Origin of the sequence: Pseudomonas mediterranea CFBP 5447 (genome assembly GCF_000774145.1) — a bacterium.
GTDB lineage: Bacteria > Pseudomonadota > Gammaproteobacteria > Pseudomonadales > Pseudomonadaceae > Aquipseudomonas > Aquipseudomonas mediterranea.
Genome location: NZ_KN322956.1, coordinates 1 through 23,636 on the forward strand (window position 1 = coordinate 1; position 23,636 = coordinate 23,636).

Annotated in this window: 22 protein-coding genes; 10 read left to right on the top strand and 12 right to left on the bottom strand. The window is 60.9% G+C overall.

The annotated features are described in order from the left end of the window. Positions 1-88 precede the first annotated feature (88 nt). From msrQ to N005_RS00030, 6 genes are all read right to left on the bottom strand, one after another. Positions 89-709, bottom strand: a complete 621-nt coding sequence (gene msrQ, locus N005_RS00005; protein WP_047698251.1) for a protein-methionine-sulfoxide reductase heme-binding subunit MsrQ — start codon at positions 707-709, stop codon at positions 89-91. Continuing rightward, positions 709-1,722, bottom strand: coding sequence for a protein-methionine-sulfoxide reductase catalytic subunit MsrP (gene msrP, locus N005_RS00010; protein ID WP_047698253.1), 1,014 nt, complete (start codon positions 1,720-1,722; stop codon positions 709-711). The genes msrQ and msrP overlap by 1 nt, the downstream gene beginning before the upstream one ends. Before the next feature lie 75 nt (positions 1,723-1,797). Next, on the bottom strand, positions 1,798-2,643 hold the full coding sequence (pssA, locus tag N005_RS00015) for a CDP-diacylglycerol--serine O-phosphatidyltransferase (protein WP_047698254.1): 846 nt from the start codon (positions 2,641-2,643) through the stop codon (positions 1,798-1,800). A 145-nt stretch (positions 2,644-2,788) separates the two neighbouring features. Next, positions 2,789-3,805, bottom strand: coding sequence for a ketol-acid reductoisomerase (gene ilvC, locus N005_RS00020; RefSeq protein WP_024779611.1), 1,017 nt, complete (start codon positions 3,803-3,805; stop codon positions 2,789-2,791). 45 nt (positions 3,806-3,850) lie between these two features. Continuing rightward, entirely contained in the window at positions 3,851-4,342 is a 492-nt protein-coding gene (gene ilvN / locus N005_RS00025; RefSeq protein ID WP_003205610.1) for an acetolactate synthase small subunit, read from the bottom strand. Positions 4,343-4,344: 2 nt separating this feature from the next. Then, positions 4,345-6,069 (bottom strand): acetolactate synthase 3 large subunit, encoded by a 1,725-nt coding sequence (locus N005_RS00030; RefSeq protein WP_047698328.1) that lies wholly within the window; start codon positions 6,067-6,069, stop codon positions 4,345-4,347. A 400-nt stretch (positions 6,070-6,469) separates the two neighbouring features. On the opposite strand from N005_RS00030, the gene N005_RS00035 reads away from it, so the two are divergent. Further along, positions 6,470-6,892, top strand: coding sequence for a DUF4124 domain-containing protein (locus tag N005_RS00035; RefSeq protein ID WP_047698257.1), 423 nt, complete (start codon positions 6,470-6,472; stop codon positions 6,890-6,892). Positions 6,893-6,898: 6 nt separating this feature from the next. Here N005_RS00035 and N005_RS00040 read toward each other — a convergent pair whose 3' ends face one another. The 3 genes from N005_RS00040 to mrcB are packed head-to-tail and all read right to left on the bottom strand — an operon-like array spanning position 6,899 to position 10,282. Beyond that, the gene (locus N005_RS00040; RefSeq protein ID WP_047698259.1) at positions 6,899-7,228 is read right to left on the bottom strand and encodes a YqcC family protein; all 330 of its coding nucleotides are present in this window, start codon (positions 7,226-7,228) and stop codon (positions 6,899-6,901) included. Continuing rightward, positions 7,228-7,947 (bottom strand): tetratricopeptide repeat protein, encoded by a 720-nt coding sequence (locus N005_RS00045; RefSeq protein ID WP_047698261.1) that lies wholly within the window; start codon positions 7,945-7,947, stop codon positions 7,228-7,230. Before N005_RS00045 ends, N005_RS00040 begins: the two co-directional genes overlap by 1 nt. A 16-nt stretch (positions 7,948-7,963) precedes the next feature. Further along, the gene (gene mrcB, locus N005_RS00050; protein ID WP_047698263.1) at positions 7,964-10,282 is read right to left on the bottom strand and encodes a penicillin-binding protein 1B; all 2,319 of its coding nucleotides are present in this window, start codon (positions 10,280-10,282) and stop codon (positions 7,964-7,966) included. Positions 10,283-10,422: 140 nt separating this feature from the next. Between mrcB and N005_RS00055 the strand changes: the two genes are divergently transcribed. The 3 genes from N005_RS00055 to N005_RS00065 all read left to right on the top strand — a co-directional run bounded on the left by N005_RS00055 (position 10,423) and on the right by N005_RS00065 (position 12,889). Further along, entirely contained in the window at positions 10,423-11,979 is a 1,557-nt protein-coding gene (locus N005_RS00055; RefSeq protein WP_047698264.1) for a bifunctional aminoglycoside phosphotransferase/ATP-binding protein, read from the top strand. 91 nt (positions 11,980-12,070) lie between these two features. Then, a complete protein-coding gene (locus N005_RS00060) occupies positions 12,071-12,412 on the top strand; it encodes a pentapeptide repeat-containing protein (protein ID WP_047698266.1) in 342 nt (113 codons plus the stop codon). A 204-nt stretch (positions 12,413-12,616) separates the two neighbouring features. Further along, complete coding sequence (locus N005_RS00065; protein ID WP_024779602.1) at positions 12,617-12,889, top strand: TfoX/Sxy family protein; 273 nt, start codon at positions 12,617-12,619, stop codon at positions 12,887-12,889. A gap of 215 nt (positions 12,890-13,104) precedes the next feature. Here N005_RS00065 and N005_RS00070 read toward each other — a convergent pair whose 3' ends face one another. Continuing rightward, positions 13,105-13,947: a ChaN family lipoprotein gene (locus N005_RS00070; RefSeq protein ID WP_047698329.1), complete on the bottom strand. Its 843-nt coding sequence runs from the start codon at positions 13,945-13,947 to the stop codon at positions 13,105-13,107. 152 nt (positions 13,948-14,099) lie between these two features. Between N005_RS00070 and N005_RS00075 the strand changes: the two genes are divergently transcribed. Beyond that, a complete protein-coding gene (locus N005_RS00075) occupies positions 14,100-14,417 on the top strand; it encodes a Rieske (2Fe-2S) protein (RefSeq protein WP_047698269.1) in 318 nt (105 codons plus the stop codon). Here N005_RS00075 and sfsA read toward each other — a convergent pair. Both sfsA and N005_RS00085 read right to left on the bottom strand, forming a co-directional pair. Beyond that, the gene (gene sfsA, locus N005_RS00080; RefSeq protein ID WP_047698271.1) at positions 14,373-15,128 is read right to left on the bottom strand and encodes a DNA/RNA nuclease SfsA; all 756 of its coding nucleotides are present in this window, start codon (positions 15,126-15,128) and stop codon (positions 14,373-14,375) included. The two genes, N005_RS00075 and sfsA, sit on opposite strands and share 45 nt — an antisense overlap. Beyond that, a complete protein-coding gene (locus N005_RS00085) occupies positions 15,128-16,300 on the bottom strand; it encodes a pyridoxal phosphate-dependent aminotransferase (RefSeq protein WP_047698273.1) in 1,173 nt (390 codons plus the stop codon). Before N005_RS00085 ends, sfsA begins: the two co-directional genes overlap by 1 nt. Before the next feature lie 351 nt (positions 16,301-16,651). Between N005_RS00085 and dksA the strand changes: the two genes are divergently transcribed. From dksA to N005_RS00110, 5 genes are all read left to right on the top strand, one after another. Continuing rightward, positions 16,652-17,095, top strand: coding sequence for an RNA polymerase-binding protein DksA (gene dksA, locus N005_RS00090; RefSeq protein ID WP_047698275.1), 444 nt, complete (start codon positions 16,652-16,654; stop codon positions 17,093-17,095). Positions 17,096-17,302: 207 nt separating this feature from the next. Continuing rightward, positions 17,303-18,193: a tRNA glutamyl-Q(34) synthetase GluQRS gene (gene gluQRS / locus N005_RS00095; protein WP_047698277.1), complete on the top strand. Its 891-nt coding sequence runs from the start codon at positions 17,303-17,305 to the stop codon at positions 18,191-18,193. Between the two features lie 77 nt (positions 18,194-18,270). After that, positions 18,271-18,447 carry a hypothetical protein gene (locus N005_RS28585; protein WP_003176118.1) on the top strand — a complete coding sequence of 59 codons (177 nt, stop codon included), beginning with the start codon at positions 18,271-18,273 and terminating at the stop codon, positions 18,445-18,447. After that, on the top strand, positions 18,431-21,385 hold the full coding sequence (locus tag N005_RS00105; protein WP_162843594.1) for a sensor histidine kinase: 2,955 nt from the start codon (positions 18,431-18,433) through the stop codon (positions 21,383-21,385). The genes N005_RS28585 and N005_RS00105 overlap by 17 nt, the downstream gene beginning before the upstream one ends. Before the next feature lie 22 nt (positions 21,386-21,407). Continuing rightward, positions 21,408-22,841: a sigma-54-dependent transcriptional regulator gene (locus tag N005_RS00110; protein ID WP_047698280.1), complete on the top strand. Its 1,434-nt coding sequence runs from the start codon at positions 21,408-21,410 to the stop codon at positions 22,839-22,841. Positions 22,842-23,636 lie beyond the last annotated feature (795 nt).

Sequence of the window (23,636 nt, forward strand, 5' to 3'; positions counted from 1 at the left end):
ACTCATTGAAACTCAAGGAGTTTTCCGTTTCGACTGCGCCGGAAGTGGGGCGAATTATAGAGACTCAGAATCTGCCGTCAACCCTTAATTACGCTTTTGTGGCAGAAGATACTTTCTTACCCATCAAACGCGGGATCCGGCGCGTAATCGAAGGAATCCTCAGCACCATCAGGACACCTCCGATAAAGGCATAGATTGCCCATTCCTTCAGATCCGCCCGCACGATCCACAACATGTGCAGTAACCCAAGCCCGAGAATGAGGTAAACCAGGCGATGCAACTTCTTCCAACGCACACCCAGGCGTCGCTGGCTATAACGGTTGGACGTGACGGCCAGGGCCAACAAACCGAGAAAGCCAACTACCCCGACGATAATGTATGGCCGCTTGCTCAATTCGACGCCCAATTGCGACCAGTCGAATCCCAGGATGAAGGCCAAGTAGCTAGTCAGGTGCAGCACCACATAAGTGAAGCACCATAATCCGAGCTGGCGCCTGACCGCGATCCACCCCGCCCACCCTGTCAACTTCTGTAAAGGAGTCATGCTCAAGGTGATGAGAAGCAGGATCAGCGTGCCCAATCCCAACCGGTCCACCAGTACTTTGCCGGGATCGGGCCCCAACGCATTCATCAACGCCTCGTAGAGCCAGAGCAACGGCCAGATTGCCGCCGCGACGAAGACACCAATCCGCCACACTGGAAAACGCATCAGTAGTCCTTCCTCAGGTCCATCCCTGTATATAAAGAAGCGACTTCATCCTGGTAGCCGTTGAACATCAATGTATCGCGCACATTGGGACTGAATAGTCCGCTCGGCAGACGACGTTCATGCGCCTGGGTCCAACGCGGGTGATCGACCGTCGGGTTGACGTTGGCATAGAAGCCGTACTCGTCCGACGCAATGCTTTGCCAGGTCGTCTTGGGTTGCTCGCTGACCAGACTGATACGCACAATGGATTTCACACTTTTGAAGCCATACTTCCATGGCACCACCAGCCGCAGCGGTGCGCCGTTCTGGTTCGGCAACTCCCGCCCATACATGCCAACCGCGAGGATGGCCAGTGGATTCATCGCCTCATCCAGTCGCAAGCCCTCTACATAAGGCCAGTCGATCAAGGCGAAGCCCGAGCGCTGGCCGGGCATGGTCTTCGGATCCTGCAACGTTTCAAAGCGGATGTACTTGGCCTTGGAGGTTGGCTCAACCTGCTTGAGCAGCGCAGAAATGGGGAAGCCAATCCACGGAATGACCATCGACCAGGCTTCCACGCAGCGCAGTCGATAGATCCGCTCCTCCAATTGATAGGGCTTCATGAAGTCTTCCAGGCCGTAGCGTCCGGGCTTGCCCACTTCCCCATCCACCACCACGCTCCAGGGCTCGGTTTTCAGGGACCCGGCGTTGGCCGCGGGATCGCCCTTGTCGGTTCCGAACTCATAGAAGTTGTTGTAGTGGGTTGCATCCTTGAACGGCGTAATCGGCTCATTCTTGACCGTAACCGCGCCCCACTGGGTAGATGGCAGCTTTTCGGCAAACCAGGAGGGCGCCTTGCCAGGCTCCACGCCTGGATAACGCGCCACTTCGGCGGCACTCGCCCAACGCGGCAGGCCGCTCACGGCAAGGCCGGCCACGGTTGCTCCCAGCACTTGGCGACGGGACAGATAGAGGGACTCGGGGGTGACGTCCGATTCACGGCAGTCGGACGACTTCGGGATCTTGATCAGCATGACAACTCCGCAGTATTGGAGGGCAGATGCACCAATAGACTGCGGAGTATGGGGGAAATTACATTAAGGCAACGTTTAGCGTCGGCGCAGACGCAACAAATATTGCGCCGGTCCGGAAGCGGCATAGGCAAGGAACACCAGCAACAGAATCCGCGGCGGATCACTGAAGACCACCGCAAACACCAGCACCACTGCCAGAATCGCCACGAACGGCACGCGCCCCTTCAGATCCAGCTCCTTGAAGCTGTTGTACTTGATGTTGCTGACCATCAGCATACCGGCCGCCGCGACCAGCAGCGCCACCAGGAAGGACATCTTCGACCCCTGAATGCCATAGTCGCTGAACGCCCAGACCACGCCCGCCACGACGCCTGCCGCAGCCGGACTCGCCAGGCCGATGAAGTAACGCTTGTCGGCCTTGCCGACCTGGGTGTTGAAACGCGCCAGGCGCAACGCGGCGCCCGCGACATAAATGAAAGCGACCATCCAACCGACCTTGCCCATGTCACCCAGCGCCCAACCGAACGCCAGCAAGGCCGGGGCCACGCCGAAAGCGACCATGTCCGACAGCGAGTCGTACTCGGCGCCGAATGCGCTCTGGGTATTGGTCATGCGGGCTACGCGCCCGTCCAGGCCGTCGAGCACCATGGCGACAAAGATGGCAATGGCGGCAAGAGCAAAGTAACGACTCGCCCCGGCAGCATCACCGGCGCTCAGGGCAGCCTGGGCGCTCATGGAACTGATGATGGAATAGAAACCGGCAAACAGGTTGGCGGTGGTAAACAGGTTCGGCAGCAGATAGATGCCACGATGCCGGACCTTACGGCCTTCAGCGTCATGACCTTCTTCGACGTGTTCATCGATGGGCAGCATGCTTTCGGCGTCAGGAGCCTGGTTTGGCTCGTCGGGACGTTCGCTCATGGACAGTACCTTGCAACGGTGTGAAAAAATTCGACAGGCGTCTGGGACGACGGTTCGGCCGCAAACGATGCAGCTTTATACCAGAAGCCATGACCCAAACGAAAAAACGCGGCCGAGGCCGCGTTTTTTCGATCAAGTCCGCGACTCAGTTCTTGGCTTTGTCGACGATCTTGTTGGCGCTGATCCAAGGCATCATCGAGCGCAGTTGCTCGCCGATGATCTCGATGCCGTGGGCAGCGTTGTTGCGACGCTTGGCGGTCATCGAAGGATAGCCGGTAGCGCCTTCGCTGATGAACATCTTGGCGTATTCGCCGTCCTGAATACGTTTCAGGGCGTTGCGCATGGCCTGGCGGGACTCGGCGTTGATCACTTCCGGACCGGTCACGTACTCGCCGTATTCGGCGTTGTTGGAGATCGAGTAGTTCATGTTGGCGATACCGCCTTCGTACATGAGGTCAACGATCAGCTTCAGTTCGTGCAGGCACTCGAAGTAGGCCATTTCCGGCGCGTAGCCAGCTTCGACCAGGGTTTCGAACCCGGCTTTCACCAGCTCGACGGTACCGCCGCACAGAACGGCCTGCTCGCCGAACAGGTCGGTTTCAGTCTCGTCCTTGAAGGTGGTTTCGATGATGCCGGTACGACCGCCGCCAACACCGGCAGCGTAGGACAGGGCGACGTTCTTGGCGTTGCCCGATGCGTCCTGGTAGATCGCGATCAGGTCAGGGATACCGCCGCCCTTGACGAACTCGGAACGCACGGTGTGGCCCGGAGCCTTCGGCGCGATCATGATCACGTCGAGGTCAGCGCGCGGCACGACCTGGTTGTAATGGATCGAGAAACCGTGGGAGAAGGCCAGGGTAGCGCCCTTCTTGATGTTCGGCTCGATTTCGTCGCGGTACAGCGCGCCCTGGAATTCGTCCGGGGTCAGGATCATGACCAGGTCGGCGGCGGCAACGGCGGAAGCCACGTCAGCCACTTTCAGGCCATGGGCTTCTGCCTTGGCAACGGTGGCCGAGCCTTTGCGCAGGCCGACGGTCACGTCAACGCCGGAGTCCTTCAGGTTGCACGCCTGGGCGTGACCCTGGGAACCGTAGCCGATGATGGCGACTTTCTTGCCCTGGATGATCGACAGGTCGCAATCTTTATCGTAGAAAACTTTCATGAATTTCCCCTATATCCGGCCATTCAGGCCATTCGCTAATTTGATTTAGATGCTCAGTACTTTGTCGCCACGGGCAATCCCGGTGACGCCACTGCGTACGGTTTCCAGAATCGAGGCAGTGCCGATCGATTGGATGAAGCTGTCGAGCTTGTCGCTGGTACCGGTCAACTGAACGGTATAGACGCTGGCGCTGACATCGACGATCTGCCCACGATAAATATCGGTAGTGCGTTTGATCTCGGCGCGCTGGGCGCCGGTGGCCTTGACCTTGACCAGCATCAGTTCGCGCTCGATGTGAGCACTTTCCGACAGGTCCACGAGCTTGACCACCTCGATCAGCTTGTTCAGGTTCTTGGTGATCTGCTCGATGATCTCATCGTGGCCCACGGTGGTCAGCGTCAGACGCGACAGGGTCGGGTCCTCGGTTGGTGCCACCGTCAGGCTTTCGATGTTGTAGTTGCGCTGCGAGAACAGGCCCACTACGCGAGACAGAGCACCCGGTTCGTTTTCCAGAAGCAGGGAAATAATATGTCGCATGATTAGGTACGCTCCGTCTTGCTCAGCCACATATCGCGCATGGAACCGTCTTTGATTTGCATCGGATAGACGTGTTCGCTGGTGTCGACCGCGATATCGATGAGCACCAGGCGATCCTTCATGGCGAACGCCTCCTCCATCTTCGACTTCAGGTCCTTCGATTCGGTGATGCGCACACCGACGTGACCATAGGCCTCGGCCAACTTGACGAAATCAGGCAACGATTCCATGTAGGAATGCGAGTGACGACTGCCGTAGCTCATGTCCTGCCATTGGCGGACCATACCCAGCACACCGTTGTTCAGGATCACGATCTTCACCGGCAAACCGTATTGCAGACAGGTGGACAGTTCCTGGATGTTCATCTGGATGCTGCCCTCGCCGGTGACGCAGGCGACGTCGACATCCGGGAAGCTCAACTTGATGCCCATGGCCGCCGGGAAACCGAAGCCCATGGTGCCCAGGCCACCGGAGTTGATCCAGCGGTTGGGCTTGTTGAACTTGTAGTATTGCGCGGCGAACATCTGGTGCTGGCCCACGTCGGAGGTCACGAAGGCATCGCCCTTGGTCACTTCGCAGAGGGTTTCGATCACGGTCTGCGGCTTGATCACGCTGCCGTCGCCCTTGTCATAAGGGAACAGGCCACGGTCGCCACGCCACTCATCGACCTGCTTCCACCAACTGGCCACGGACTCCTTGTTCGGGGTCTCGCCGATTTCCTTGAGGATCGCGACCATTTCGGTCAGGACGCTCTCCACGGGACCGACAATCGGCACGTCTGCCTTGATGGTCTTGGAAATGGATGCAGGGTCGATGTCGATGTGGATGATCTTGGCGTTCGGGCAGAACTTCGCCGCACCGTTGATGACCCGGTCATCGAAACGTGCGCCGACGGCCAGGATCACATCGGCGTGGTGCATCGCCAGGTTGGCGGTGTAGCTGCCGTGCATGCCGAGCATACCGATGAACTGACGGTCGGTGCCCGGGAAGGCGCCCAGGCCCATCAGCGTATTGGTGACCGGCAGGTTGAGCATCTTCGCCAGTTCGGTCAACGGCGCGGAGCCACCGCCGAGGATCACGCCACCCCCCGAATACAGCACGGGACGCTTGGCCGCCAGGAGCATTTCGGCTGCCTTGCGGATCTGCCCGGAGTGACCGCGTACGGCTGGGCTGTAGGAGCGCAGCTTGGCTTTCTTCGGGAAAATGTATTCGTATTTCTCGGCCGGGTTGGTCATGTCTTTCGGGACATCGACCACCACCGGGCCCGGACGACCGGACTCGGCCAGGTAGAAGGCCTTCTTCATGACTTCCGGGATTTCCGACGGATGCTTGATCATGAAGCTGTGCTTCACGATCGGCCGGGAAATACCGATCATGTCGGTTTCCTGGAACGCATCGGTGCCGACCATGGTGCTGGGCACCTGGCCGGAGATGATCACCATCGGGATGGAGTCCATGTAGGCCGTGGCGATACCGGTGATGGCGTTCGTGGCGCCCGGACCGGAAGTCACCAACACCACGCCGGCCTTGCCGGTGGCGCGGGCGTAGCCGTCAGCCATGTGGGTTGCCGCCTGCTCGTGACGAACCAGGATGTGGGTCACTTCCGGTTCTTTGAACAGGGCATCATAGACATGAAGAAGAGCACCACCCGGGTACCCGTAGATATATTTGACGCCTTCGTCACGCAAGAAGCGGACGAGCATCTCACCGCCAGATAAAAGCTCCACGTTGTTCACCTCTAAAACGCCAGAATACCGACCCTCAAAAGGGGACGGGTCTTAATAGGTTTACTTCTCGGCAGAGCATGAGCGACGGTGGTCGCCGACTACGTCAGCACTGACTGAGCAAGTATTGGGATCGTCCCAAGTGTTGCGGGCCTTTCCCACCCAGCGCGAGGTAACGCGTTGCGGGTGTAACAGGTCGACGCGGATATGCGCCTCATGATCTGCCGAGTGGGCCTGCTTCTGGCAGTCCCTCTACAGCGGACTTTGGATTCTTCTGTTTCGCCTTCTGCAAGTCAAGTCGTCTATGGGGTTTATTCGAAGTAAGCGCATGAGAACGCAAGAAAAAACCTTTAAACGACAACTGTGTTAGCTTCAATTGCGCAATCCATGACAAGGAAACAGCATGCGAATGTTCCTACTGACGGCCAGCCTGCTGGTTGGCCTGAGCCCGATATGCATGGCCGGTCAGATCTACAAATGGGTAGACGCCCAAGGGGTGACCCATTTCAGCGCCCAGCCGCCCGAAGGCACAGGGGCCGCGACCGTAATCAAATCCTCACCGCCTGTCGGCAAACCGCCCGCGCGCGCCCCCGCCGGCACCATTGGCGACCAAAAGGCCATTGACGAACAGGTCAAGCAGCAGGTGGCCGACCAGGAAGCCCAGCTCAAGGTGTTCTGCGAGCAGGCCCGGACCAACCTCGCGCAATTGAAGAACAACCCGCGGGTTCGTGAAGACGTGGAAGGGGAAATGCGTCGCCTCACTGATGAGGAACGGCGCCAGCGAATCGACGAGACGAGCAAGCAGATCGAGGAACACTGCCAGTGATGGCAGTTAGCTGACGTCGCTGATCAACCGGTCGAACTGCGACAGCAGTCGCTGCAACTCGATGCCCTGCCCCGGGCGCTGGGCATAAACCATTTCCGCCATGGCAAGGATGCCCGAGGCGTTGGGCAGCGGCAGGTCATTTTCCAGGATGGCTTTCATCCGCGGCAGGAAAATCCATTGCAGCCATTGCTCGAAGTCCAGGGTGTCGACCGCGAACGGCTCGACACTGGCCAGCGCTTCGATCGAAGGCGAAACGCTGCTCCACCAGCCCTGGACCCGCAACTCCCGCTCGATCAGCAGCAACTGATCGGCGATCTGGGGAAAACGCGTATCCATCAGAGCGAAACCTTGGCCTTCTGACGGGCCAGTGCCGCGCCAGCCGAATCGCCTTGTTTCTCACGCGCCTGGGCGATCAGTTCCCACAGGCTGGCCTGAAGGGCCGGACGACCGCTGGTGAACGTCAGACCGCGACGGGCCAGTTGCTCGGCTTGCGGCGCGTCGCCTTGGGCCATACGCACCTGGGCCAGGCGATACAGAACCTGGGGTTCACGCGGCGCTACGCGCTGGGCGCGCTCCAGGCTGGAAGAGGCACCGTTGAGGTCGCCACTGGCCTGTTGCTGTTGGGCGGTGGTCAGCAGCGCTAGCACCGGACCATCCAGTTGTTCATCGGCGGACAGGCCACCGGAGCCGGCCGACGGAATGCTGCCGGGCGACGCCGGCATGTTGTAGCTGCCCTGATTGATCGGCGCGGTCTCGACAGGCCCCGGCGTGATGGGCCCGGGCGTGATCGGCGTGGTGCTGATCGGCGCCGAGGTCGTGGCACCGCCACCGGGCACCATCACGACCACACCGGTGTCGCCTTGAGGAATCGCCTGGACCTGGCCCTGCACCGGCCGTTTCACCGTCGTTTGACGGAAACCGCCGTTGGCCGACACCCTTTCACTGTTGGAAACGGCAGTGCCGGAGTCGACAACCGGAATCGAACCGCGCTGTACGGTCGAGCAACCACTGAGCAAAGCCACGGCAGTTACCGCTGGAATCAACCACTTGTTCACGTGAAACCCTCTTTGCTTAATTCATCCAGTCCTTGACCCAATCCATCACCGACTCGGCTGGATTCTGTCCGCCACAGGCGGCACCGGGCGGTGGTTCGCTGCCGCGAATATACGGCATCTGCACTGCGCCCGGGCAATTGGCATCGGAGCCCTGGCCGGTGCGTGAATCGACCCAGGCCTGAACGACGTTGTCCGGCTGCGGCATATCCAGCGGCAACGGGTCGGCCTTGCGCATGAAGCTGGTCCAGACCTGCAATGCACCGGTGGCGCCGGTGAACGGCGTCTTGCCGTTGTCATCACGACCGAGCCAGACCACAGCCAGCAGGTCCTGGCTGAAACCGGCAAACCAACTGTCACGGGAATCGTTACTGGTACCGGTCTTGCCCGCCAGTGTCAGGGTCCGGGGCAGCACGTTATAGACCGAGCTGCCGGTACCTTCCCGCATGACCCGTTGCATGGCGCTCTGGATCAGGTAGATGGAACCTGGATCGAAACGCTGCTGGATCTGGAACGGATAACGCTTGAGTGGCTCGCCGTCGGCAGTGAGCACGCTGCGGATCCCGCGCATCGGTGTATTGAAGCCGCCGTTGGCCAGGGTCTGGTACATCGCCGCGACTTCGATCGGTGTGAGACCGCCGGCCCCCAGCAGCATCGACGGGAAGGCCGGCAACTCGCGGTTTACGCCCAGGCGCGCCAGGGTCTTGAGCACGTTCGGCACACCGACTTCCAGCCCCAGGCGAGCCGTGGACAGGTTGTAGGAATGCGCCAGCCCTTGATACAGGAAAACCGTACCGTGGGAACGCCGGTCATAGTTCTGCGGCTTCCACACCTGGCCGTCCGCGCCCTTGACCGAGAACACCTCGTCCGACAGCCAACTGGTCAGCGTGTACTGGCTTGGTTTTTCCAGGGCGGTGAGGTACACCGCCGGCTTGATCAGCGAGCCGATCGGGCGGACGGCATCCAGGGCTCGGTTGAAACCGGCGAAACTGGCCTGGCGGCTGCCGATCATGGCCTGGACTTCACCGGTTTCCGGGTTGGTCACCACCATGGCGGCCTCCACGTCCTCGGCGCCCTTGCGCCCGCCCAGGCGCTTGAAGGTGTCCTCGACCGACGCTTCGGCCTTCATCTGCAGGATCGGGTCGAAACTGGTGAAGATCCGCAGGCCTTCTTCGGTCAAGTCCTCGTCGCGATAGTCTTCACGCAGTTGCCGTTTGACCAGGTCGAGGAAACCGGGGAACGAGCTGTCCGCCAGGCTGCCGCGCTTGGTCACGCCCAATGGCATCTTCTTCGCCGCTTCGACCTGCTCGGCCGTCGCCACGCCTTGTTGTTGCAGCAGGTCGAGCACCAGGTTGCGACGTTCGAGGGCCCGCTCCGGATTACGCCGCGGGTTGTAGGAAGATGGCCCCTTGACCATGCCCACCAGCAGCGCCACCTGATGCAGCTTGAGTTCGGACAACGGCTGGCTGAAGAAGAACTGGCTGGCGAGGCCGAAACCGTGCACCGCCCGCTGACCGTCCTGGCCGATGAAGACCTCGTTGAGGTACGCCTCGAGGATCTCCTGCTTGTCGTAATGCAACTCCAGCAACAGCGCCATCATGGCTTCGGTGAGCTTGCGGGAGAGGCTGCGCTCGTTGGTCAGGTAGAAGTTCTTGACCAGCTGTTGGGTCAGGGTACTGCCGCCCTGGCGCATATGCCCCGAGGAGGTGTTGACCCAGACGGCCCGGGCAATCGACTTGGGCGAGACGCCGAAGTGATGATAGAAATCCCGGTCTTCGACGGCGACCAGCGTATCGATCAGGAACGGCGGCACCTGGTCGATCTTGATCAGGATCCGGTCTTCGAGGTTCTTCGGATACAGGCCGCCGATAAGCAACGGCTCGAGGCGTACCACCGAAAGACTGGCATTGTTGGCGCCCGTCAATGCAGCCACGTAGTCGCCGGAGAACCGCACGCGCACCGCTTGCGCCTGTTCCATGCCTTCATAGAACTGGAAGCCGCGGGTATTGAGATCGACGGTGTTGCCGTTGACGGAAGCTTCGCCCGGGCCATTGGCCACGCTTTCACGGCGATAGCCCAGGGCGTCGAGTTCGGTGAGGAAGTCGTCCTTGCTCAGCTTCTGTCCGACGAACAGCTCCAGCGGCCGCGCATAGACCTTGGCCGGGATCGTCCAGCGCTTGCCGGAGAACTTCTCCTGGACTACCGCGTCGAGGTAGACGGCAAAACCGGCAAGCACGACGAGGCCTACCAGGCCGAGTTTAAGGGCCCAGCCCAGCCACGGCCGCAGGCGGCTGGCGGGTGGTTTCTTGGGGGTACGAGGGGATCGGGTACGAGTCATGGCGGCGGATTATACGCACTTTGCGAGGGTTCAACATGAGCCCGATACGCAGCGTGATGCGCAGGCCATCCGGTTTGCGTTAACGCAGCTTGCCGCCATAATGACGGCCTTGAATTTTTCCAGACTCTGAAGGATCGCCTGTGAGCCAGTCACTGATCGCTGCCCTGCAAAACCCGGCCCTCTACCCGCACCCTGTCGAAGGGTTCCAGGTCATCGAAACCCACATTTCCTGGGTCTTGCTCACCGGTCCTTATGCCTACAAGTTCAAGAAGCCGGTCAATTTCGGCTTCCTCGACTTCACTGACCTGGACGCTCGCAAGCATTTCTGTGGCGAAGAACTGCGCCTGAACCAGCGCTTGACCCAGGATCTGTACCTGGAAGTGCTGCCGATCACCGGCAGCGCCGAAGCGCCACAACTGAACGGTGACGGACCGGCGATCGAATACGCCCTGAAGATGCGTCAGTTCCCGCAGAGCCAACTGCTCAGCACGTTGCAGGCCAACGGTGAATTGACCACTGCCCACGTCGACGAAATGGCTGAACAAATCGCCCGGTTCCACCTCTCCACGCCCAAGGTCCCCGCCGAAAACCCGGCCGGCACCCCGGACAGCGTGATGGCACCGGTGCGGCAGAATTTCGAACAGATCCGCCCGTTCCTCAGCGACAAGACTGACCTGGCGCAGCTCGAAGCCCTGCAAGCCTGGGCTGAAAGCAGTTTCGAACGCCTCAAGCCACTGTTCATCCAGCGCAAGGCCGAAGGTTTCATCCGCGAATGCCACGGCGACATTCACCTGGGCAATGCCACCGTGATCGATGGCAACGTGGTGATTTTCGACTGCATCGAATTCAACGAACCGTTCCGTTTCACCGACGTCTACGGCGACACGGGGTTCCTGGCGATGGACCTGGAAGACCGCGGGCTCAAGTCCCTGGCACGACGATTCGTCAGCCAGTACCTGGAGCTGACCGGCGATTACCAGGGCCTGGAGTTGCTGAACTTCTACAAAGCCTACCGGGCCCTGGTCCGGGCCAAGATCGCACTGTTCAGCATGCCGGCCGAAGCCGACCCGGTACAGCGCGCCACTACCCTGCGCCAATACCGCAACTACGCCAACCTGGCTGAAAGCTACAGCACCATTCCATCGCCATTCCTGGCCATCACCCACGGCGTTTCGGCGGTAGGCAAAAGCCACGTCGCGATGCGCCTGGTGGAAGCACTGGGGGCAATTCGCCTGCGTTCGGACGTGGAACGCAAGCGCCTGTTCGGTGAGCAACAGGTGCAGAACGATCCCCAGGCCGGCATCTATAGCAGCGATGCCAGCAGCGCCACGTATGCGCGCTTGCATGAAATCGCCGGAGGGATCCTGCGCGCGGGGTTCCCGGTGGTCATCGATGCCACTTACCTCAAGCACGATCAGCGTCAGGTCGCAGCGAAAATCGCCGAAGCGACGGGCACCCCATTCCTGATCCTCGATTGCAATGCCCCGCAAGCGGTCGTCGAAAGCAGGCTCGCGCAGCGTCAGGCCGATCAGAAAGACCCCTCCGACGCGACCCTGGCCGTCATCGCCGCACAGCAGGCCAACCGCGAAGCGCTGACGCCGGAGGAGATCCTCTGCAGCAAACCGGTCCAGACCAATGAAAGCGGCACGCTCGACAACGTGGTCGCGCAGATTCGCCAGCGGCTGCCAGGCTTGTAACCAACTATTTCGACCGTGAAGCGACGCCCGGCTTCACGGCCATTAAATAGTGGCACTATACTGGCGTCATAAAACCAACAGGTGACCTGACATGAACCGCCCGAAGATCCTCAACACTCCGCTGTATGCCTTGCTGCGCAAAGATGACATCGCAGGCTTCAACAAGGAACGCCCCCAAGGCCCGGTCGATCTTTGCGGCGGCGACTTCCGCGGGCTCGACCTGCGCGAACTGAACGTGGACGACGTCGACTTCACGGACGCTTACTTCCGTTCCGCCGACCTGCGTGGCGTCGATTTCCGCAAGTCGAAGCTGGAAGGCGCGAGCCTGGCCCATGCGCAGATCTCCGGCGCCTATTTCCCACCTGAGCTATCGGCCGACGAAATTCTGATGTCGATGAACTTCGGCACCCGGTTGCGCTACCGCACCCGCTGATTCACCAGACCGGGCAAGCCCACGCGACCTCCAGCGCCCCTGCCCGCGCTGGACGGGCGCACGGTGCCCACTGCCTGCCCTCATCGTGCGTAATGCATTAGAAGCTTTTGCGACAATCCCGCCAAAGAATCACGCTTTTCCTACTGAGCGCTACACTCCTGAGAAGCTTGCCCACTGAACAGTCGGCCGTCGCAAGGAGGCTCGATGAATGATGAACTGCAGCACCTGAAAAATCTGGGCAAGACGTCGGCCCAATGGCTCCACGCCGTAGGGATCCACAGCGCCTCGGATCTGCGTCGACTCGGAGCGGTCGATGCCTATCGTGCTGTGCGCACCCGTGGTTTTCGAGCCTCCAAGGTGCTGCTGTATGCGATTGAAGGCGCATTGATGGACATGCACTGGAATGACATTCCTGCCGAGCGCAAGGAAGCGTTGAACAAGCAATTGGACGCCATTTCCACACGCCACAAGGCCTGACGCTGTCGTCACAGCCATGGCCACAGCAGTTATTTGGACTGATTGGAAAACAACGTTTGACATGGTAATGAGAATCGCTATGATTACCACATCCGGTCGCGAGACTGGTCGATATTTGAAAAGCCCTTGGTTCGGACTCTCAGATATCTCCTCATCAGGCTAATCACGGTTATTTGACCCGGCTTTTGCCGGGTCTTTTTTTGCGCGCGAAATGCCTAAGGCTGTCCGCGCATTTGTGCGCAATAGTCCACCGGCGGCGTGGCCGGTGTGTACCAGACGTAATCCGCCATCGCCGATGTGACCTCGCTGCCTTCCTCGGCCAGCATCAGGACCACCGGCGCTTCTCCGGTGCCGAGGTCCAACGCATGCAGCGGCACGCCGACATCCTTGCGTCCATGCCAAGCGCCCGCAAACAAGAGTGCGGGGGTTGGCGCAGCCAATAATCGCTCGGCCATGCGCCGATCCCGCTGTTGCTGGGCGGCCACCATCGCCGGCATCTGCGATTCCGGCAGCAAGCCACAGTGGGAATCGCGAATCTGCGCCAGCAATTCGTTCTTTACCGCCACCCTATTGGAGCGAACACCGCTCAAGCCTGGCGCTTGCCGGTAGAAGCGCTGGATCTCGACAGCGTCCAGATTGGCGGACAACAACGGGTAACGTTGCGCCAAGGCGTATTCGACGACAGGCCCATACAGCTTCCAATCCCAACCCGGCGACCAATCCAGCGCGTCAGGCAGGTTTTCCGGCTTGGCAGGTTGCTGGCGGATCCCATCGACCCGCGACTGCTGACTTGGCGTCAGCATTTCCAGCAATAGACTGCCTTGCGCCCGCTGCCTGTCCAGGGCCTGGAGCAGCCATAATTCCAGCGCGTGGTGATCCGGGTTGTCATGCTGCTCACCCACGATGACCCGAGTTGCCTTCGCCAGACGCTCGATCAAAACCCCGGGCGCAACCGCCTCACCGTTGTGCAGGTCACGGATCCGCCCGTTGATGGGTGGCGGTGCGATGCTCTGGCAAGCGGCCAGGGCACTCAGGACCAGAATCAGGATCAGGCGCATCAGGCGGCGTTCTCGACGAAGGTGTTCACGGATGGGCATGGAATCGTCAGGCCGAGTACTCTCGACCCGACATTTGATGAATACTTTATCCGGACCGTCAACTGTGAAATCACTCCCGCAGGGAGGCATTCAACATCAGCATCGAGACACGCATGAAATTTCTGTGCAGCAACACCGAACTGCCCGACAACGACAGTCGCGGTTTCGACATCGACGGGCGCAAGGTGCTGGCGGTACGGCGCGCCGGTCAGGTCCATGTGTATCTCAACCGCTGTCCGCACCGCGGCGTCCCGCTGGAGTGGCACTCCGACCGGTTCCTCGACGCCAGTGCCAGCCTGATCCAGTGCGCCACCCATGGCGCGCTGTTTCTGATCGAAAGCGGCGAATGCGTGGCCGGTCCTTGTACCGGTCAGTTCCTGGTGGCGCTAGACAGCCGGGAGGACGCGCAAGGCATCTGGGTCAAGCTGTAACGGCTCAAGGAGCACCGGCAACGCACGGTCCACCCACATCTGTTCAGGCGTCAGTGTGACGCCATAAGCCAGCACCTGCACCCCCGCCGCTGCCGCTTCGCGCAAGGCCGCCGCGTAGCCCGGGTCGATTTCCTCGGCCGGGCGCACTGCGTCGATGCCGCTCAGATTCACGCAATACAGTTGCACCGCACGCACACCCTCGCGAGCCAGGCAGGCCAGTTCCCTCAGGTGCTTGGCGCCGCGCTGAGTCACCGCATCGGGAAATGCGGCGATGTTCGTGCCATCGAACCCCAGGGTAACGCTCTTGACTTCGACCCAGGCCGAGCCGTGCTCGTAGTCCAGGCGAAAGTCGATACGACTGTTTTCCACGCCGTAGGCCACTTCCCGCTTCAATCCGATGAAGCCATTGAGCTCGCTGATCACCCCGGCACGCAACGCCTCCTCGATCAGGCCGTTGGCCCGTCCGGTATTGATGCAGGCCAGCCGCCCCTGAGGGGTTTCGCCGACCTCCCAGGTCCCGGGCAGCTTGCGCTTGGGATCGCTGGAGCGACTGAACCAGACCCGTGCGCCTTCGGCCATGCAATTGAGCATCGAGCCGGTATTGGGACAGTGGATGGTCAGCTGTTCGCCATCGAGGGTTTCGATATCGGCCAGGAAACGCTTGTAGCGCCGGATCAGTCGCCCCTCTTCCAGTGCAGGAGAAAAAAGCATCAGCCTTGCCAGCTCCGCAGTCCGCGCGCAATTCGCTCCACCGCTTCCTGTAGCCGTGGCAGGCTCTGGGTGTAGGCGAAGCGCACATGGTGTCCGGCCTGGTGGCGACCGAAGTCCAGCCCGGGGGTGAACGCCACGTGTTCGGTTTCCAGGAAGTGCTGGCAAAAAGCAAAGGCATCGCCACCGAATGCACGGATATCGGCATAGAGGTAGAACGCGCCCTCCGGCTCGACCGCAATGTCGAAACCCAGCTCGCGCAAGGCCGGCAGCAGGAAATCGCGGCGTAGCGCGAATTCGGCCCGACGCTGCTCGAAGATCTCGATGGTCGCTGGCTCGAAACAGGCCAGGGCCGCGTACTGGGCCATGCTCGGCGCACTGATATAGAGATTCTGCGCCAGTTTTTCCAACTCGCTGACGGCGGCCGAAGGCGCCACCAACCAGCCCAGTCGCCAACCGGTCATGCCGAAATACTTGGAGAAACTATTCAGAACGAAGGCATCGTCGTCGACTTCCAGCACGCTGGCGGCCTCGGTGCCATAGGTCAGGCCGTGATAGATCTCATCCACCACCAGATGGCCATTACGGGCCTTGATCGCTTTCGACAGCCCCGCCAGCTCGTCCCGGGAGAGCAGCGTTCCGGTCGGATTGGCCGGCGAGGCTACCAGCGCACCGACGCTGTCCTGGTCCCAATGCCGGTTCACCAGCTCGGGGGTCAACTGGTAGCGCACCTCCGGTCCCACCGGCACCAATTGCGCCGCGCCTTCCACCAAACGCAGGAAGTGACGGTTGCAGGGGTAGCCTGGGTCGGCCAGCAACCAGTGTTTACCCGGGTCTACCAGCAGGGCACTGGCCAGCAGCAATGCACCGGACCCGCCCGGCGTGATCAGGATACGTCGGGGGTCGATGCTCACCCCGTAGCGCTGCCCATAGAAGCCAGCGATGGCTTCACGCAGCTCGGGAATGCCGCGCGCCGCGGTGTAGCGGGTCTTGCCTGCCGCGAGCGCGGCCTGTCCAGCCTGGATGATCGGCTCGGCCGTGGTGAAATCCGGCTCGCCGATCTCCAGATGGATGACATCGTGTCCGGCAGCCTGCAGTTCATTGGCACGGGCCAGCAATGCCATCACATGGAAAGGTTCGATGGCGCGACTGCGCGCACTGTAGGACTGAGCCATTAGCCTTCCTTCGCATGAAAAAGAACCGATTCTACCCAACTCTCCGCCCAAGTCAGAAAACAACTGCGGAACGAGCGCGAGCCTGAAACAGTCATAGCCCCCGGATCGCAGGAAATGACTCCGGCGATTGGCCCAGGCTTGACTAGAATCAAGCATTGAGCAGGATGACCTCTTCACCGGACCGAACCCGGCCATGCTTTGCGAAGCCCCGCCCGCCGCAGGCTCGACAACCGGGAGTGGCGCGGCCCGATTCGATCTGGTAAGTTCGCCCGCTTGCAGCCGCAGGGCCGGCAGGTGTCGGTGATGGAGCAATCCTGCGTAGTGGATTACAAGAGTAGAGGCGGTCCATTCATGCCCACCCAAGCAAAGCAAAATCAAAATCAGTCGCTCAGCGGGTTTGAGCCTTATGTCCCCAAAGAGGGCGAAGAGTACATGGGCGCCCCCATGCGCGCGCACTTCACCAAGATCCTGAACAAGTGGAAACAGGACTTGATGCAGGAAGTCGACCGCACCGTGGACCACATGAAAGACGAAGCGGCCAACTTCCCCGACCCGGCCGACCGTGCCAGTCAGGAAGAAGAATTCAGCCTGGAACTGCGTGCACGTGACCGTGAGCGCAAGCTGATCAAGAAAATCGACAAGACGTTGCAACTGATCGAAGACGAAGAGTACGGCTGGTGTGAGTCCTGCGGCATCGAGATCGGCATCCGCCGCCTGGAAGCCCGCCCGACTGCCGACTTGTGCATCGACTGCAAGACCCTGGCGGAAATCAAGGAAAAACAGGTCGGCAAGTAATTTGCCTGGGCTGTTGCCGAAAAACGGAGCGTTCATACGCTCCGTTTTTTGTTTGTATCAGGCCCATTTAGAACCCATGAACCCCTTGTGGGAGCGAGCCTGCTCGCGATAGCGCCAGATCAGCCACCTCTGCTGTGGCAGACATACCGCTATCGCGAGCAGGCTCGCTCCAACAAGCGGGCAGTGTTCCTCCACTATTATTTCCCTATGACTGCCACCTCCTCTTACATCGGCCGCTTCGCCCCCACCCCCAGCGGACACCTGCATTTCGGCTCGCTGGTCGCCGCCCTGGCGTCGTACCTGGACGCCAGGGCCGTCGGTGGGCGCTGGCTGCTGCGCATGGAAGATCTCGATCCGCCCCGGGAAGAACCTGGCGCGCAAATGGCGATTCTCAAGGCCCTGGAAAGCTACGGCTTCGAATGGGACGGCGAGATGGTCCGCCAGAGCGAGCGCCATGCGGCCTACGATCAGGTTATCAACCGCCTGTTCAGCCAAGGCCTGGCTTACGCCTGCACCTGTTCGCGCAAACAACTGGAAGCGTATCAGGGTGTGTATCCAGGGTTGTGCCGCAACGCCGGGCACGGTACCGAAGACGCCGCCATCCGCCTGCGCGTCCCCGAGCTCGAGTATCACTTCATCGACCGGGTGCAAGGCGAGTTCCGCCAGCATCTGAGCCGCGAAGCCGGCGATTTCGTCATCCGCCGCCGCGACGGGCTCTATGCCTATCAACTGGCCGTGGTGCTGGACGACGCCTGGCAAGGGGTGACCGATATCGTGCGTGGCGCCGACCTGTTGGACTCCACGCCGCGCCAGCTCTATCTGCAAGAGCTGCTCGGATTACCGCAACCGCGATACCTGCATGTACCGTTGATCACCCAACCGGACGGGCACAAGCTGGGCAAATCCTACCGTTCGCCACCCTTGGCGGCCGACCAGGCCACGCCGTTGCTGTGCCGGGCCTTGCGGGCGCTGGGCCAGGAGCCAGGTGCCGAACTGGTCGATGCCAATCCTCGGGAGCTGCTGGCCTGGGGCATTCGCCACTGGGATGCGGCAAGGATCCCGCGCACAATGACCCTGCCCGAGGCGCAAATACGTTGACGACCCTTGCAGCTTGGCGCCCATCCGTTACCATCGCCGCACGTTTTCGGGCACGCGCGTAAAAAAGAGAGGCCGGGATGTACATCTATCGCTTGGTCCTGCTCCTGGTAGTGGGGATTTATCTGTTTTCCCCGGCCATCATGGATTGGTGGATCGATGCCACGGGTGCCTGGTATCGGCCGTATCTGCTCTGGCTGATCCTGATCGTCGTGACCTTCATCCTGCAGAGCCAAAAAGATGCCGATGAGCTTTAGCCTGACCCAGATGATCCTGATCAGCGCGGCCTACCTGGCAGTGCTGTTCGGCGTGGCCTGGATCAGTGAACGGGGCATGATCCCCCGGGCGATCATCCGCCACCCGCTGACCTACACCCTGTCGCTGGGCGTCTATGCCAGTGCGTGGGCCTTCTACGGCACGGTCGGGCTGGCCTACCAATATGGCTATGGCTTCCTGTCCAGTTACCTGGGCGTCTCGGGGGCATTCCTGCTGGCACCGGTGTTGCTCTACCCGATCCTGAAAATCACCCGCACCTACCAGCTGTCATCCCTGGCCGACCTGTTCGCCTTTCGTTTCCGCAGCACCTGGGCCGGTGCGCTGACCACGATGTTCATGCTGGTGGGCGTGTTGCCGTTGCTGGCCCTGCAGATGCAGGCCGTGGCCGATTCCATCAGCATCCTGACCCACGAGCCGGTGCAGCATCGGGTGGCCCTGAGCTTCTGCGTCCTGATCATCCTGTTCACCATTTTCTTCGGTTCCCGGCACATCGCCACCCGGGAAAAACACGAAGGCCTGGTGTTCGCCATCGCTTTCGAGTCGGTGATCAAGCTGATCGCCATCGGTGGCGTCGGCCTCTATGCGTTGTACGGTGTGTTCAACGGCCCACAACAGCTCGAATTGTGGTTGCTGCAGAACCAGACCGCCCTCGCCGCCCTGCACACGCCATTGCAGGAAGGCCCGTGGCGCACGCTGTTGCTGGTGTTCTTCGCGTCGGCGATCGTGATGCCGCACATGTACCACATGACTTTTACCGAGAACCTCAACCCACGCTCGCTGGTGAGCGCGAGCTGGGGCCTGCCGCTGTTCCTGCTGCTGATGAGCCTTGCGGTGCCGCTGATCCTGTGGGCCGGGTTGAAGCTCGGGGCCAGCACCAATCCGGAATACTTCACTCTCGGCATCGGCATCGCCGCCAACAACCAGGCCCTGGCCTTGCTGGCCTATATCGGCGGCCTGTCGGCGGCCAGCGGCCTGATCATCGTCACCACCCTGGCGCTGTCGGGCATGGCCCTCAACCACCTGGTGCTGCCGCTCTACCAGCCACCGGCCGAGGGCAACATCTACCGCTGGCTGAAATGGACCCGGCGGGCACTGATCGTTGCGATCATCATGGCCGGCTACGGCTTCTATCTGATGCTGGGCGATGGCCAGGACCTGGCCAACCTGGGGATTGTCGCTTTCGTTGCCACCTTGCAATTCCTGCCGGGCGTGCTGTCGGTGCTGTACTGGCCGACCGCCAACCGCCGCGGCTTTATCGCTGGCCTGCTGGCGGGCATCCTGGTCTGGCTGGTCGCCATGCTGTTGCCGCTGCTGGGCAACTTGCAGGGTTTCTATATCCCGTTGCTGAACATGATCTATGTGCTCGACGACACCAGCTGGCACATGGCGGCCATCGCCTCCCTGGCAGCGAACGTGCTGATGTTCACCCTGATCTCGCTGTTCACCAACGCCAGCAGCGAAGAGGCCAGCGCCGCCGAAGCCTGTGCCGTAGACAACGTTCGCCGCCCGCAGCGCCGTGAACTGCACGCGGCCTCACCCCAGGAGTTCGCCACGCAACTGGCCAAGCCCCTGGGTGCGAAGGCCGCGCAAAAAGAAGTCGAACAAGCCCTGCGGGACCTTTACCTGCCTTTCGATGAGCGCCGCCCCTATGCCTTGCGTCGCCTGCGCGACCGGATCGAAGCCAACCTGTCCGGGCTGATGGGTCCCAGCGTGGCCCAGGACATGGTCGAGACGTTCCTGCCCTACAAGGCCGGCGGCGAAAACTACGTCACCGAGGACATCCATTTCATCGAAAGCCGCCTCGAGGATTATCACTCGCGCCTCACCGGCCTGGCCGCCGAGCTGGATGCCCTGCGCCGCTATCACCGCCAGACCCTGCAGGAACTGCCGATGGGCGTGTGTTCCCTGGCCAAGGACCAGGAAATCCTGATGTGGAACAAGGCCATGGAAGAACTGACCGGAATCGCCGCCCAACGCGTGGTCGGTTCCCGCCTGAGCACCCTGGGCGAGCCCTGGAAAGGCTTGTTGCAAGGCTTCATCGACTTGCCGGACGAGCATCTGCATAAGCAGCACCTGGCCCTCGACGGCCAGACCCGCTGGCTGAACCTGCACAAGGCAGCCATCGACGAGCCGCTTGCACCGGGCAACAGCGGCCTGGTGCTGCTGGTGGAAGACCTGACCGACACCCAGATGCTGGAAGACAAACTGGTCCACTCCGAACGCCTGGCGAGCATCGGCCGGCTGGCAGCCGGGGTGGCCCACGAGATCGGCAACCCGATCACCGGTATCGCCTGCCTGGCGCAGAACCTGCGCGAAGAGCGCGAGGAGGATGGCGAGCTGACGGAAATCAGCAGCCAGATTCTCGAGCAGACCCGGCGCGTGTCGCGTATCGTGCAGTCGCTGATGAGCTTCGCCCACGCCGGCGGCCACCAGCACAACGACGAGCCCGTCTGCCTGGCCGAAGTGGCCCAGGATGCCATTGGTCTGCTGGCCCTGAACCGGCGCAATTTCGAAGTGCAATTCTTCAACCTGTGTGACCCGGACCATTGGGTCGACGGCGATCCCCAGCGGCTCGCCCAGGTGCTGATCAACCTGCTCTCCAACGCCCGCGACGCCTCACCGGCCGGTAGCGCCGTGCGGGTCAAGAGCGAAGCCAGCGAACACACGATCGATCTGATCGTCGAAGACGAAGGCAGCGGTATTCCACAGAACATCATGGATCGGTTGTTCGAACCCTTCTTCACCACCAAGGATCCTGGCGAAGGCACCGGACTGGGCCTTGCACTGGTCTATTCCATCGTTGAAGAGCATTATGGACAAATCACCATCGACAGCCCGGCCGATGTACAAGGCCAACGTGGCACCCGTATACGGGTGACCTTGCCGCGTCATGTCGAAGCGACGTCCGCTGTGAACTGAGACCGTCGAGAGAATCGAATCAATGCCGCACATTTTGATCGTCGAAGACGAAACAATTATCCGCTCCGCCTTGCGCCGCCTGCTGGAACGCAACCAGTACCAGGTCAGCGAAGCCGGTTCCGTGCAGGAAGCACAAGAGCGATTCAGCATCCCAACGTTTGACCTCATCGTCAGCGACCTGCGCCTGCCCGGCGCACCCGGTACCGAGCTGATCAAGCTCGGCCAGGGCACACCGGTGCTGATCATGACCAGCTATGCCAGCCTGCGCTCGGCGGTCGACTCCATGAAAATGGGCGCGGTGGACTACATCGCCAAGCCGTTCGACCACGACGAGATGCTCCAGGCCGTGGCCCGTATCCTGCGTGACCGACAGACGGCGACCGGCAACCCGGCAGAGCCGACGAACGGTAAAGCTGCCGCCACGAAAGGCGCTGCCGGCAACAATAACGGCGAAATCGGCATCATCGGCTCCTGCCCTCCCATGCAGGATCTGTACGTCAAGATCCGCAAGGTGGCGCCCACCGACTCCAACGTGCTGATCCAGGGCGAATCCGGGACCGGCAAGGAACTGGTGGCCCGTGCCCTGCACAACCTGTCCCGTCGAGCCAAGGCGCCGATGATCTCGGTGAACTGCGCGGCGATTCCGGAAAGCCTGATCGAGTCCGAGCTGTTCGGTCACGAGAAAGGCGCCTTCACCGGGGCCAGCGCCGGGCGCGCCGGGCTGGTGGAGGCCGCGGACGGCGGCACGCTGTTCCTCGACGAAATCGGCGAACTGCCGCTGGAGGCCCAGGCACGGCTGCTGCGGGTCCTTCAAGAAGGCGAAATCCGTCGGGTCGGGTCGGTGCAGTCGCAGAAAGTCGACGTCCGCCTGATCGCCGCGACCCACCGCGATCTCAAGAGCCTGGCGAAAATCGGCCAGTTCCGTGAAGACCTGTATTATCGCCTGCACGTTATTGCGCTGAAACTGCCTGCCCTGCGCGAACGGGGTGCGGACGTCAACGAAATCGCCAATGCCTTCCTCGCCCGCCAGAGCGCGCGGGTCAACCGCACCGACCTGAAGTTTGCCCCCGACGCAGAACAGGCCATTCGTCATTACGCCTGGCCGGGTAACGTCCGGGAGCTGGAAAACGCAGTGGAACGGGCAGTGATCCTGTGCGAGAGCCCGGAAATCTCCGCCGACCTGCTGGGGATCGACGTCGAGCTCAGCGATCTCGACGATGAAGAGTTCATCGGCCTGGCCCCGCAACAGGGGGTCGCCGCCAACAACACCAGCCACGAGCCTACCGAGGACCTGTCCCTGGAAGACTACTTCCAGCATTTCGTCCTGGAACACCAGGACCACATGACCGAGACCGAACTGGCACGCAAGCTGGGGGTAAGCCGCAAGTGCCTGTGGGAACGTCGCCAGCGCCTGGGGATACCGCGTCGCAAGACCGGCGTGGCCAGCGAAAGCTGAGATCAAGGTGGGAGCGAGCCTGCTCGCGATGTGGGTGCATCAGCTTGCTTTCAGGCGGCTGGCACACCGCAATCGCGAGCAGGCTCGCTCCCACAGGTGACACGGTTACAACGCCGCAAATGTGAAAAAACTGTTACCCCAGCTTTTTCACGTAACAGAAGCCGGGGTTTACGGTAACGAAATCCCGGCTTTTTTTCGCCTCGAAAAAAACGGCATAACCTTAGAACCCCCGGTTTCGCTGGGTCTCGCAAAAGTTGGCACGCACCCTGCTATAGCTTTGGTACAAGAACAATAACAAGCAATGCACAAGACAATAAAAATAAGACGAATCGACTCACGCACAATAAAAACAAGACGGCGAGAGGCGCAGCTAACTGATTCTTTTGGAGAGGCGTTGTATTTGGGGCTTGCCCCACAACCAGGCCGAGAACAATAAAAACTGTCTCAAGACAGGTGCCTGAACTGGTTGGATCGCTCGATCACTGCAACACAGCGACCAAAGCAATCCGTTTGCTCTTGGCTCCCGATTGGGAGGGTCACGCAGGGAAACCTGGTGACGCGGGCACTCAACAAAAACAAGAAGCCCGAAACCAATAATAAAAACAGAGCACGCAACTAATTCTGGGGGAGCTTCGGCTCCCCTTGTGGTTTCTGTCGTTCCCATTCCCAACAGCCTACAAGGCTCGTCGCTTTAAGCTTGCAGCGCAAATCTGCTGCGTCCTACACGATCCCCTGACTAAATGCTAGAATCCCCGCCCATCATGCGGTCATTCTTCGTTTTGGCCGAACATTCCT

Excerpts from the sequence above, each read along its gene's own strand:
- N005_RS00085 (WP_047698273.1), bottom strand. The coding sequence starts at position 16,300 with ATGGCTCAGTCCTACAGTGCGCGCAGTCGCGCCATCGAACCTTTCCAT.
- N005_RS00040 (WP_047698259.1), bottom strand. The coding sequence starts at position 7,228 with ATGGATACGCGTTTTCCCCAGATCGCCGATCAGTTGCTGCTGATCGAG.
- msrQ (WP_047698251.1), bottom strand. The coding sequence starts at position 709 with ATGCGTTTTCCAGTGTGGCGGATTGGTGTCTTCGTCGCGGCGGCAATC.
- msrP (WP_047698253.1), bottom strand. The coding sequence starts at position 1,722 with ATGCTGATCAAGATCCCGAAGTCGTCCGACTGCCGTGAATCGGACGTC.
- N005_RS00035 (WP_047698257.1), top strand. The coding sequence starts at position 6,470 with ATGCGAATGTTCCTACTGACGGCCAGCCTGCTGGTTGGCCTGAGCCCG.
- N005_RS00060 (WP_047698266.1), top strand. The coding sequence starts at position 12,071 with ATGAACCGCCCGAAGATCCTCAACACTCCGCTGTATGCCTTGCTGCGC.
- ilvN (WP_003205610.1), bottom strand. The coding sequence starts at position 4,342 with ATGCGACATATTATTTCCCTGCTTCTGGAAAACGAACCGGGTGCTCTG.
- gluQRS (WP_047698277.1), top strand. The coding sequence starts at position 17,303 with ATGACTGCCACCTCCTCTTACATCGGCCGCTTCGCCCCCACCCCCAGC.
- N005_RS00075 (WP_047698269.1), top strand. The coding sequence starts at position 14,100 with ATGAAATTTCTGTGCAGCAACACCGAACTGCCCGACAACGACAGTCGC.
- mrcB (WP_047698263.1), bottom strand. The coding sequence starts at position 10,282 with ATGACTCGTACCCGATCCCCTCGTACCCCCAAGAAACCACCCGCCAGC.
- sfsA (WP_047698271.1), bottom strand. The coding sequence starts at position 15,128 with ATGCTTTTTTCTCCTGCACTGGAAGAGGGGCGACTGATCCGGCGCTAC.
- dksA (WP_047698275.1), top strand. The coding sequence starts at position 16,652 with ATGCCCACCCAAGCAAAGCAAAATCAAAATCAGTCGCTCAGCGGGTTT.
- N005_RS28585 (WP_003176118.1), top strand. The coding sequence starts at position 18,271 with ATGTACATCTATCGCTTGGTCCTGCTCCTGGTAGTGGGGATTTATCTG.
- pssA (WP_047698254.1), bottom strand. The coding sequence starts at position 2,643 with ATGAGCGAACGTCCCGACGAGCCAAACCAGGCTCCTGACGCCGAAAGC.
- N005_RS00110 (WP_047698280.1), top strand. The coding sequence starts at position 21,408 with ATGCCGCACATTTTGATCGTCGAAGACGAAACAATTATCCGCTCCGCC.
- N005_RS00105 (WP_162843594.1), top strand. The coding sequence starts at position 18,431 with ATGCCGATGAGCTTTAGCCTGACCCAGATGATCCTGATCAGCGCGGCC.
- N005_RS00065 (WP_024779602.1), top strand. The coding sequence starts at position 12,617 with ATGAATGATGAACTGCAGCACCTGAAAAATCTGGGCAAGACGTCGGCC.
- ilvC (WP_024779611.1), bottom strand. The coding sequence starts at position 3,805 with ATGAAAGTTTTCTACGATAAAGATTGCGACCTGTCGATCATCCAGGGC.
- N005_RS00070 (WP_047698329.1), bottom strand. The coding sequence starts at position 13,947 with ATGCGCCTGATCCTGATTCTGGTCCTGAGTGCCCTGGCCGCTTGCCAG.